Genomic DNA, 11,225 nt, shown 5'->3' on the forward strand with positions numbered 1-11,225 from the left:
TATCTCTGTAATCTTGCTATAAATGAAATTGAATATTTTTACCCTAGGTATAAATTAAATGGATAGCAAAAAGGTGGACTTAAACCTGCTTCAGACTTTGGTGGTGCTACTGGAAGAGTGCAATGTGACCAAAGCGGCAGATAGGCTGAACCTCAGCCAGCCAGCAGTAAGCACTCAGCTAAGTCGGCTGCGCGGGCTATTTGATGATCAGTTATTAGTCCCTATTCATAAAGGCATGCTACCAACTGCCAAAGCGCTTGCTTTGCTGCCGGAACTTCGCGCTGCGATGAAGCTTGTAAGTAACGTGTTAGTAGAGCATCAAGACTTTATCCCTGAAACGGCCAATTTAACCTTTAAAGTGGCATGTACCGACTATTTACAGCTGGTGGTGATGACAGAGGTGATACGGCGTTTAAAAATAGCTGCGCCCAATATCAAGGTCGTGCTTTGCCACTTAACAATAGCAACACTTGCAGCCCAGCTACAACACTCAGAACTCGATTTGGCATTAATGTCGCCGGAATGTGGGCCTGATTCGTTAAGATTTAAAACCTTATATCAAGAGAAGTATGTCTTGATTGGCAGAAAACACCATCCACAGCTAACGTCAGAAATGACAATCGCAGATTATGTAAAGCTTGAGCATATTGTGGTGTCTTTTGAAGGAAATAGCACCTCAACATTCGTTGATTCAATCTTGCAGCAATATGGTGTATCGAGGCAGGTGATGACGTCAGTGCCCTCATTTTTATTGGTGCCGGAACTGGTGAGAAATACCGAGTTGGTTGCACTGATTCCGGCTCGTCAGGCATCAAAACTCGAAGCAGATTTTACCCTCGTTGAAAATCCGATACCTGACTGTGCTTTTGACGTCGCTATGGTGTGGCACGAAGTACAGCATCAATATCCTGCACTTCGTTGGTTACGAGCGTTTATCAGTCAGACTATGGCTGAGGTTTGTTAGTTATTTCGTCCAGCTCCTCGGTTGGCTCACTATTTTGCTCATTGTCGTCGAGTTCATCGTCGTTATCGCGAGGCGTGTCTTCGTCAACGACAAGCAGCTGTTCGTGTGCTGTTTTTTCTTCGATACGCGGGTCCATGGTGGCTGCGAGCGGTGAGCTGGTAATATCAGAAGTCGCAGCAACATAGTCGCTAGGCTCTGGTTGCTCAGCTTTTTGTCTGGCGTTGATAAAGTGGAGCAGTAAGAACATGACAACGGTTAGTGCGCTTAACGAAGCATATAGGGCTTGATGACCAAAATGGGACATGATCTGTGCAATAGCGGCCGAGCCAACACAGGCACCTCCGCCAAATGCCACCAACAGTGCAGAAGAAACGCCAACACGGTCTTCATCATCAACGCGGGAGTTTGCTAGTGCCGAAGAAAGTGGATACATGGTAAATGCGAATAACCCAAAGCCAAAAGTCAGCCAGAGACTGTAGCTTGGACTCAGTGGAAGCAAAAATATACAAAGAGAAATCAAACCGATAAAAACAGCGTTACTGCGCAGTAAGATACTTCTGCGAACTCGGTCAGAGATAATGCCCATTGGCCACTGCGCAAGCAAACCTGCAAAAATCGTTACCGACATATACATAGCAATTTCTTCGGCATTAAATCCTGACTGGCTGGCAAAAGTCGGGGCAAGGCCATAAAAACTACCATTAATCACTCCGGCAAAACAGACCGCCGTGAGAGACTGAGGCACTTTTTTGAAGTAGGTAAACAGACTTACTTGAATAGGCTTAAGTGGCTTAGGGTGGATCCGCCTCGTCGTTGAAATAGGGATAATTCCAAAGGATAAGGCAACAACAATTAAAAACAGCGGCGCATAGCCAAGCTCAGGAAAATTAGAAAGCGCAAATTGCCCTGTTACCATACCTAGGTAGGAGGTGAGCATGTAAAAAGAAAATACTCGTCCCCGCTGCTCAGGCGCTGCTTGTTCATTTAGCCAGCTTTCGAGCACCATAAAGTTACACATCATGCCAAGACCCACCACAAGTCGTAGTCCAAGCCAAAGATAGATATTGTCACTCACCCCATGTATTGCTACGCAGGCAGTCACTGCCGCTGTGCTTGCCGCAAACGCGCGAATATGTCCAACTGATTTGATCAGGTGATAGCCTAGTTTGGCACCGAACAACAAACCCAAGTAATAAAACGAGGTAAGCAAGCCAATCCAAAACGTACTGACGCCGTGCTGGCCTAAATAAAGCGCTAAGTAAGTAGTCAGCAGGCCTGTCCCACCGACTAAGAATAGATTTGTTAAATAAAGCGATGGAAAAGATTTCATATCGACCTTGGGACTCATTATGGATTTGCGTGTAACGCTATAATAGTAGGGGACAAATAGTTTATTTCCAAGCAATCTTTGGTGTTTGGCTTAGATTCTACCTAGTACATTTTTATTCAGGTTTTCAGCTTGTTGCTGGGGGGATCTGATAAGGCGTTGAATAACGAGAGTGAACCTTCTTTAGCGCCAGCATTTAAAGATAACTGTGCTCAAAAAGCAAAGTAACGAGTGCATAGGCGGAGAAAATGTATGAGTTAAAGCTCTTTTAACTAATTGAAATAGAAAGTTACTTTTTTATATTTACTCCAATTAACTAGCAGGACGTATAAACTGAGCTAGTGCGGTAGATTCATTGCTCAAGTTTATAAAGGAGTAACAGAATGCGTTTCAATTTTTCGCAGCGAGCAATTTATATTCAGGTCTTTCTAGCATATCTTGGAGCTATTTTAGTACAGCGACTAGGGTGGGAGTTAGCAGGATGGTTTAGTGGATCTCCACATTGGCGTAACTTTACTGAGAATTTACTCGGTGTAGTGTTTGTCATTTTGATTGCTAGATACTTAAAAGTCTGGGAAAAAATATATTGGTTAACCGTAGATGCCAAACAATACTGGTATCTTTTTGTATTGCCACTGGCATACGTATCAATCAATATTTCTCAGTGGTACCCGCATTCGTTTTCGGAAATTGCTATTGGTAGTATCTCAACCCTTTTCACTGGAATTTTAGAAGAGGTGTTATGCCGAGGTATTGTAGTGTACATATTACTTTGCTGTTATGTCAGTGGTGGCGCTCGGCGTCCAGTGTTGAAAGCTGCATTCTTCTCTGCGCTTTCGTTTGGTATAGTTCATTTGGTGAACGTGTTTGAAAAACCGGATTCAATTGGTGTAATAATTGGACAGGTTATTTATGCGACCTTTATTGGTATGGGGTTTGCGGCATGTTACCTAAGAACTAGAAGCTTAATTCCGCTTATTGTTATACATATACTCATTAATTGGTTTAGCTTTATGGGTCATGATCCTACGAAGGCTGAAGCTGCCTCTTTTATTGCCACCGTTCCTGCTATCATTGTGTGTTTTCCGCTGTTTGTTTACGGCGTGATGATCCTTTATAAATCGGAAGAAGCGGTGCTCAAGCGTTGGTTAGTGAATAAGGAAGTAAATTGATAGATTGGAAGACCTTGCCGCTATTTATTGCCAGTATTTTATACATACTACTTGCTGTGCGACTAATGCGATTGAGGTATGCTCAGCTTGATGATGAGCATACCTCGGGTCACCTGATTGGACTGTTTGTTGTTTTGGCTACTTTGTTGGCGGATGAGTTTTTTGTTCAAAACAGACTTTTGACGGAAGGTCAGGGTTATTGGGCGTTACTTATTACCAGCCTAAACCTAGTACTCGGGCCTTTGACCTATTTATATGCATCGGCACTATGTAAACGTTTTAGTTGGAGTAAAGTGCTACTGCACTTAAGTCCGATTATGATGTTTTTCATACTGAGTATTTGCGCTCAAAAGATATATCCAGAATTACAGCAAAATAGGTTGTTTCTCACTTTTTTTAGTTTACTTTTTTTGGGAAGCTTATTGCCATATCTCATGTTTACGTTTGCACTATTGAAGGAATATCTCGACTCTATTAAGGCACACTTCTCAAACGTGCAACGTCATGATGTTAGCTGGTTTAAGTGGTGGCTCTACTTAATTACGGCGATGGCGATTTTAGTCTGTACATCGCCATTTATGCCTCAGCTCTTTTGGCTTGATACACATTGGCTGTTGTTTATTTTTGCTCTGTTACTAAGCACCAAAGTTGATTTTATTGCTCCTTCTGCAATTGCCCCTTTAGATACTCAAGTGACGGTAGAAAAGGAGGCGTTAAAGGGCATTGAGAAGGTGTTTACTAAAATAGATAGCGAAGTTAAGAAGCAGAAATTGTATCTGCGCAACGGTTTAACGCTTAACGAGTTAGCCAATGCGTGTGTGATGACTACCCACGAAGTGTCTCAAGCGATAAACCTGATCTATCATTCAAACTTTTATGATTATATGAACAACCTTAGGGTAGAAGAGTCAAAGCGTTTATTACTGCGATCACCAGCCCAACAAGTTACAACAATAGCTTATGAATCAGGGTTTAACTCTAAATCTTGTTTCTATAATATTTTTAAGCAGCGAGTGGGTTGCACGCCTACAGAGTACCGTAAAAAGTCGGTATTGAATTAGCTTAAGATGACAGGCTAGTTTGCAAATTTCAAGAGCTGTGCTTGATTGGCATTTCTACATTTTGCCAGCCTGCCGGGCTGAGTGGACTGTTGTAAAAGCCAGCTTGAAAATGAACACTTCCTTGTGTTCATAAACAATAGTGATATTTATGTGGCTTAGTATCAGTCCTGTTCGAGGAATAATACCAATTGAAGTAATACTCCAATACTTAAAATAGCTGGTATAAAAAATCACACAATCAGGGCATCTCACCCTGAGCAGTTGGTATTAATTCCCCTGATTCATCTGCGTTAATTTATCACCAATGGGTTGAGAGAAGTTATAGCCATCGTATTTGTCCCAGTTAATCGACCATGTCATCACGCCACCAAAGTTCGGATAAGTCTTGCTTGGTTGGATAGTGCCACATCCTGTACCTTTGGTTAAACAATCTAAGGCATTGATGATATTGCCGATAGGCGCTTGACCTGAATTTGCCGACTGTGGACCAGAAGGTAGACCGATGGCTACTTGGTCATCCCTAAGTGGTGCAAAGCGGGTGCCATCAGCAAGATCAAATCCCTCAATCAACATTTTTGCATGGGCAACCATCATGTTCACTGAGCCCTCAGGGGCGCTTCCCGGTTCGTATGGGTTAGGTAGGCCGCCATTGTTGTATAGCTGTACGTGAAGTAAATCTAATGTATCGCGTAGCTCGTTTATAAGTGGAATATAAGCGCCCCAAATACCTGAATAGGCAATCATGCCACCATGTACATAGGGATGTTCAGGGGCCATGGTAAGTACCATATTACCACCAATATTTTGTTCAATTTGCTTTAATGCTCTTGGCAGCCGAGCTTGGATCTGAGAGCCATGCACAAGGTTCGAGCCACTCTCTAAGTCGATATCGAGCCCGTCAAATCCCCATTGTTGAATAATATCGGTGAGGCTACTGACAAATGCCGCTTCATCGGCATCCGTATTGAGGGTAATTGTGCCTTCTGCACCACCAAGGCTTAGCACAAAAACTTTACCTTGCGCTTGTAGTGCCTGCATGTCGGATTTGAATTTTACCGGATCGATAGGCGGGCAGTTAGAGCGAATGTCTTTTTCAAATGGTGTGAAGTGCACTGTGCCATTCGAGTTTCTATCATTTTCAGCAAAGGCAATATCTATGATGTCCCAAGCAGTAGACATCTGATCAAGTGGAATAGGGCAACCAGCTGGATTGACAAAGTTATGCCAATAGCCAATCAGTTTGTGCTTTTTACCGATGGGTTTGTCGATGACTTGAACAGTCACGCCGCTACTGGACACTAGATCATTATTGTCGTTGGTGGCCGTGGCATAAAGTGTTTTTGTGCCGATTGAGGCCGGTGCATAACTATATTCGTAGGGTGGCGTTGTGTCTGTATTGAGTAACACGCCATCAGCATAAAACTGTACTTGAGTGATTTGTCCAACAAAAGAGGATGCTTGTGCAATCAATTGAGTGGAATTACCCAAGGTAATTTGGCTGCCGCTAGTGGGGGCAAGTAAATCAACGGCAATCGGTTTATCTGTCACATTCACTGTAATTGTTTGCTCGCTTTGATTACTTTCGTTATCGACGGCAATGGCTTTTAAGCTCACAGGATTGAGGGCTGTCGGTGTCCAGCTGTGACTAAGTGTTTCCTGATTGGCTGTGGCGAGGAGTGTGTTGTCGGCATAGAGTGACAGCGTAGCAATACTGCCGTCTGTATCTTGAGCTCTGACAGAGATAGTGGTGGGCGTATTGACCAAAACAGTACCGTTATTGGACGGGCGTTCGAACGTTACGGTTGGCACGATTGCGCAGATCCCTAAATCGCTCCATGCATCGGTCCAATACTGGCCTGCACCTGGCTCGTATGCCCATTGCGCGTTTGAGCTACACCAACCTGCAATATCACAGCGATATTTATGATTATTATGAGCGACCAGTTCACCAGTCTGGTAATTTTGTCCAGCGCTGTATGCTCTAAGGCCTAGGCAGCCACCTCCCACTTTTGTTAGCACATCGATGGCAAGGTTTGCCTCACTTACCAAGCCTTGATTGTCCATCGCTTTTACATTTAGTTGGTTCACGCCAACTTGCTCCGCTTGGAATTGGAACTCAAAAGGAGAGGTTGTTAGGTTCGCGACAAGCTGATTGTTCACGCTAATTTCCACTCTCGCAATAGTACCGTCGCTATCTTCAGCTGTGATGCTGACCCCTACCATATCGCCTTGATAGAACTGCTGACCGCTGGCTGGCGCTACAATGGATACGTTCGGTGGTAAATTTCCTCCGCCCGGTTTTACTGTGATCCGTGCTGATTGCGAACTTCCGGTTAGCCCTTGGGCATCGGTGGCAATTGCACTGATATCGTATTCGCCAAGTACTGCGTTCCAAGTGGTTTGAAATGGCGCGGTAGTGTCCGTAGCGATAACTTGCCCATTTACTAAGAATTCGACATAAGCCAGGTCACCATCGACATCATTGGCATTAGCGGAAAAAACAGCGCTGTCATTTTCGCCCAGCACAGCGCCATTATTTGGGCTGGTGAGTACGACACTCGGCGCTTGACCTGACCCCGTTGCACAAGTCCCCAATGACCGCCAGACATCATAAGGACCGGAGTGGCCTGCTGGATTGTCGTTCTGACTATACCACTTTGCTTCATATGCTTGGTTTTGGGACTGTGTGATATCCCCTTGTCTGTAGACTTGTTGTTCAGACCAAGGGCTTAAATTACTACAGTCGTAGGCGTTTGCTTGGCCTGCGAGGATGAGAGCTCCACTCGTCCAAGCCAATCGTAATATAGAAGTTGGTTTCATACTGATCCCTTACATGTTGTTGTGTGTTTTATGAACAAAACCAAATTAGCATATAGGTAAATAATTCGTTAATCAACACTCGAGTTATGAGTAAATCTCATCGCTGCAATAACCTGAGCATCGCAATTTTAATTCGCATATTTCAAATAATCGGCTAGGTTTAGAGGGAATTTAACGGACTTTATAGGATCCATATCATGGCGACTTCTTCAATTCCCTCCGGTTATCATTCACTCACGCCTTACCTCATTGTGGCTGGTGCAGCAAAAGCTATCGAATTTTACCGAGCTGCTTTTGGCGCGAGCGTAAAGCTTCAGTTACCTATACCAGATGGAGGAATAGCACATGCGGAGCTGCTGATTGGTAACTCTTATGTGATGCTTTCAGATATGTGCCCTGATATGCACTTTAAAGATCCCAGTGAGCTTGGTGGTACGCCCGTTAGCTTGATGTTGTATGTTGACGATGTGGACACTGTGTTTGCGGGGGCAATTGAATTGGGGGCACAGCAAGTCACGCCCGTTTGTGATCAGTTTTATGGTGATAGGGCAGGAACGCTACGAGACCCATTTGGTCATGTCTGGACGATTGGCACACATAAAGAAGATCTCACAGAAACCGAGTTACTCGCGCGTATGGCTGATTTTATGGATAAGCAACAAGATGCCTAGTTGAGGTAAGCTTATCTCATTAGATTGCAGATTTATTAATTTTTTGTTTGTTTTTGATGGTGCGTTTCTTTGAGGTGCTTGGGTAGAAGTTATTATTTAACATGTGGTTAAGTGTTGTATTTGTGGTGAGTGAATTTTAGAGTTGATTTTATTGTTAATAATGTTGAATTTTTTGTTTTTTCATGGCAGCTTAAGAATTAGTGATAAATTTTGATCACTAAACGACTATTTCAAGGAAATGATAATGAAATTAAAATTAAAAAAATCAGCGTTGAAGCAACTAGATAAAAACCAAAACCTACCTTTACAGCAAACGCCTCAAGTAGCTGGCGGTGCTGAGCCAAATACTAGAATCCCATGCCGTTTAACAGAAACGTTGACTGGTACGGATTACGGTCAGTGCCGTTGTTAGTATAGTCGAGCAGTGTTTTAGGTTAGCCTGATGAGGTGGAGAATCTACTTGTTGGACTATCAACCTTAAACAACATAATTTATAAATTAAGATTAACTCAAGGATAAGAAGATGAAATTGAAATTTAAAAAAACAGCATTAAAACAATTAGATAAACAACAAAGTTTGCCTCAAGAGCAAACACCAAACATCGCTGGTGGTGCGACAGGTATTCGTTGTCGTCCGCCTTTGACGGAAACTGGTAACCAATACTGGCAGTGTGAGTGTTAAGGTTAGTGATAAATTAACTTGCATAAGCTCACAGTAAAGTGAGCTTTTTTATTTCCGAAAGTTACCAGTTTATTTTATTTTCATATAATTCAATGACTTACGTATTTTGTAACGCCTCAATAAGTTAAGCGGTTTACGCTTTAATCCAGCAGCAATTACGGTCTCTGTTGCAGCGAGTATGCGCTCGGCGCTTTTACCATCGCGGTAAGGGTGCACTTGCTGAATATATTGCTCAATACGTTCACTTTGTGCGTCGGAGAGGTTGAGTGCTTGTTCAACCGCTACAGATAATTGGCCTGCGTCGGTAATATTGATTAAGGCATCTTGAGGTTGGTGATTATTAAAAGTGATAACCGGTTTACCAATTAATAGTGACTCATCAACGGCGCTAGAGGTATCAGAAATCACCACATTGGCTTGCTGAATGAGTGGAATAAGATTGTCATTTCCGGCGATTTCAAAGTCGCTGATGGTTTCAAGTTCTATGTACATCTGTTGCCACTGCTGTTTCGTCTTAGGATGAAACTTAAGTTGGACTTTGTATTTTCCTGACTCTGCGAGCTGTTTGATTTGTGCATGTAATGCTTCAAGCGACGTGAGATTGGGTGAAAAAGTGGGAGCGTACAGTATGACTGGCTTTTCATTCTCTTGCTTGGTGTAATCAAAATAAGGGTCGAGTTTTGGCCAGCCAGTTTCAATCACCGAGAAATAACCATGTTTTTGTGCAAGTTGGTTAAATGGCGCGGTGGTAATTGGGCCGTGAGTACAATACAAATCGAAGAAACCGCGGATCCCAAAGTGACCTTTCTTTTTATATTCCAATCCGTGAAATACTTGCACTTTGGCGCCTGGAAAAAAGTCAGGAACAACGTTTCCAGGTACAAATACTGCTCTGGGGTTAAATGCCTTGACGTCCTCTACGTTCAATAACTCTTCTTCGTCAGGTGCAAGTGAACTTGAGTTTACATCTTTACCCTTTAAAAACCACTTCACCACGTCACCATTAGCTCGGATAGCGTTTTGGAGAGGTCTTAGAATGGCAAAGCTATATGGCTGCTCAATGTAGAAAAGATAAAGTTTAGGCATTGAAAGTCACTTATAAAATCAGAGTTTATGGCCAGCACTTGAATGGCGCAACTAGGGCCAGAGCGATATTAAGCAAATAATACCGCTTTTACCGCATCAATACCAAACATCCGTTACTTGGCTGTACTGTTGCTGATACGTGAATGCACCTCAGTAGCTTGAGCCATCATGTTATCCATTAAGGTTTGTACTGATTCGATTTCTCGAATTAAGCCTTGAGATTGACCAATAAATTGCACGCCATGGTCTAAATCTCCGTGGATTGTGGCGGCTTCAAGCTTTTCGGTGGCGGCACCAAAGAGTGACAGCATCTTAATTTTATCGAATTGAGATAACAGCCCTAGTAGTAGCTTCCATAAGGGCATGTCGACCATTTTTGCAGCCTTGAATGATTTTATGATGGCCATGAAAAAGTTCATCGGGCGGCGCGTTGCCTTTTCAGCCATGGGGGTTTTCATTACTCGAGCATAAAGACCATCGAAGTTTTTGGAATAAATCGTCTGTTCAACGTCTTTTTCCACAACGGTATTTTTGACATGTTGATGCAAAGGGCTTTCTTTAGATGTTGCAAAACGAGAGCCCATCGCAACGCCCTCTGCGCCAAGCGCTAGCGCGGCGATAAGTCCTCGACCATCGGCAAATCCCCCTGCGGCAATTACAGGTATATTGACGATATCGACTATGCTCGGCACTAAACACAGTGAAGTCACTTCACCACCATGGGCTGCGGCCTCATGACCTGTAACTAATAGCGCATCAACGCCAGATTTTTGTGCTGCTAATGCATGCTTTTGCGTCACCACTGTGGCAATGACTTTTCCGCCGTAGGCTTTAGCTGCTTGTACTAGCCAATCGCCTTTTCCTAAAGAAAAATTGATAACAGGCACTTGCTCTTCTAATGCGACTTTGGCATTTTCTTTGGCGCCTGGCATCATTAACGTCACACCAATACCAAAAGGCTTATCGGTGAGTGCACGAATTTTTCGTATTGCTTGACGTGTCTCGTCCTGACTGAGCGGGCCCGTGGCTAAAATACCTAAGCCACCAGCATTGCTCACTGCCGCAACAAGCTCAGGGACAGAAATCCAGCTCATGCCGGGTAATATAATAGGCTTTTCGATGCCAAATAATTCGGTGATAGCAGTTTTCATCATTGTTATTCTACTGGTCAGATGTGTTTATGAGCATAGCTGGAATTTTGCTTGAAGTGAATACTGGTTGTAAGATACCTGTTTAGAAAGAGGAGCTAAGATGAACGTAGTTATATTATTAGTGAGTTTAGTCATCGCATTGGTTGTCTTGATACCGTTATTGGAAAAGTATCAGCAGCGCTTAGGGCTAGATAAAATGCAAAAGTATGCCAAATATGTACTGCCTTTATTAATGGTGACGCTGATCATTAAACTTATCTACGTTTTGGTAGTCGGGTAACAAGCGCCGAG

Annotated in this window: 11 protein-coding genes; 7 read left to right on the forward strand and 4 right to left on the reverse strand. The window is 43.3% G+C overall.

Features of this window, described 5'->3' with window-relative positions; genetic code table 11:
* Positions 1–58 precede the first annotated feature (58 nt).
* Positions 59–964 carry a LysR family transcriptional regulator gene (locus tag QSH61_RS05415; protein ID WP_174170757.1) on the forward strand — a complete coding sequence of 302 codons (906 nt, stop codon included), beginning with the start codon at positions 59–61 and terminating at the stop codon, positions 962–964.
* On the opposite strand, the gene QSH61_RS05420 is transcribed toward QSH61_RS05415, so the two are convergent.
* Positions 945–2,294 carry an MFS transporter gene (locus QSH61_RS05420; RefSeq protein ID WP_174170756.1) on the reverse strand — a complete coding sequence of 450 codons (1,350 nt, stop codon included), beginning with the start codon at positions 2,292–2,294 and terminating at the stop codon, positions 945–947. The two genes, QSH61_RS05415 and QSH61_RS05420, sit on opposite strands and share 20 nt — an antisense overlap.
* Positions 2,295–2,674: 380 nt before the next feature.
* Here QSH61_RS05420 and QSH61_RS05425 point away from each other — a divergent pair, with 380 nt between their 5' ends.
* Both QSH61_RS05425 and QSH61_RS05430 read left to right on the forward strand, forming a co-directional pair.
* Positions 2,675–3,463: a CPBP family intramembrane glutamic endopeptidase gene (locus QSH61_RS05425; RefSeq protein WP_102056341.1), complete on the forward strand. Its 789-nt coding sequence runs from the start codon at positions 2,675–2,677 to the stop codon at positions 3,461–3,463.
* The gene (locus QSH61_RS05430; RefSeq protein ID WP_174170755.1) at positions 3,460–4,524 is read left to right on the forward strand and encodes a helix-turn-helix domain-containing protein; all 1,065 of its coding nucleotides are present in this window, start codon (positions 3,460–3,462) and stop codon (positions 4,522–4,524) included. The genes QSH61_RS05425 and QSH61_RS05430 overlap by 4 nt, the downstream gene beginning before the upstream one ends.
* 267 nt (positions 4,525–4,791) lie before the next feature.
* Here the strand turns inward: QSH61_RS05430 and QSH61_RS05435 are convergent, their stop codons facing one another.
* A complete protein-coding gene (locus QSH61_RS05435) occupies positions 4,792–7,344 on the reverse strand; it encodes an Ig-like domain-containing protein (protein ID WP_206472625.1) in 2,553 nt (850 codons plus the stop codon).
* Between the two features lie 197 nt (positions 7,345–7,541).
* Here QSH61_RS05435 and QSH61_RS05440 point away from each other — a divergent pair, with 197 nt between their 5' ends.
* The 3 genes from QSH61_RS05440 to QSH61_RS05450 all read left to right on the forward strand — a co-directional run bounded on the left by QSH61_RS05440 (position 7,542) and on the right by QSH61_RS05450 (position 8,697).
* The gene (locus tag QSH61_RS05440; RefSeq protein WP_010607842.1) at positions 7,542–8,015 is read left to right on the forward strand and encodes a VOC family protein; all 474 of its coding nucleotides are present in this window, start codon (positions 7,542–7,544) and stop codon (positions 8,013–8,015) included.
* A gap of 244 nt (positions 8,016–8,259) precedes the next feature.
* Positions 8,260–8,427, forward strand: a complete 168-nt coding sequence (locus QSH61_RS05445) for a hypothetical protein (RefSeq protein WP_017217813.1) — start codon at positions 8,260–8,262, stop codon at positions 8,425–8,427.
* Positions 8,428–8,538: 111 nt separating this feature from the next.
* Positions 8,539–8,697, forward strand: coding sequence for a hypothetical protein (locus tag QSH61_RS05450; protein ID WP_167310207.1), 159 nt, complete (start codon positions 8,539–8,541; stop codon positions 8,695–8,697).
* Positions 8,698–8,766: 69 nt separating this feature from the next.
* On the opposite strand, the gene QSH61_RS05455 is transcribed toward QSH61_RS05450, so the two are convergent.
* Both QSH61_RS05455 and QSH61_RS05460 read right to left on the reverse strand, forming a co-directional pair.
* The gene (locus QSH61_RS05455) at positions 8,767–9,783 is read right to left on the reverse strand and encodes a UDP-N-acetylglucosamine 2-epimerase (RefSeq protein WP_206472623.1); all 1,017 of its coding nucleotides are present in this window, start codon (positions 9,781–9,783) and stop codon (positions 8,767–8,769) included.
* Positions 9,784–9,896: 113 nt separating this feature from the next.
* A complete protein-coding gene (locus QSH61_RS05460; RefSeq protein WP_010607844.1) occupies positions 9,897–10,934 on the reverse strand; it encodes an NAD(P)H-dependent flavin oxidoreductase in 1,038 nt (345 codons plus the stop codon).
* A gap of 100 nt (positions 10,935–11,034) precedes the next feature.
* On the opposite strand from QSH61_RS05460, the gene QSH61_RS05465 reads away from it, so the two are divergent.
* Positions 11,035–11,214: a hypothetical protein gene (locus tag QSH61_RS05465; protein WP_010370747.1), complete on the forward strand. Its 180-nt coding sequence runs from the start codon at positions 11,035–11,037 to the stop codon at positions 11,212–11,214.
* Positions 11,215–11,225: the final 11 nt, after the last annotated feature.

Origin of the sequence: Pseudoalteromonas sp. JC3 (assembly GCF_030291895.1) — a bacterium.
Classification (GTDB): Bacteria; Pseudomonadota; Gammaproteobacteria; order Enterobacterales; family Alteromonadaceae; genus Pseudoalteromonas.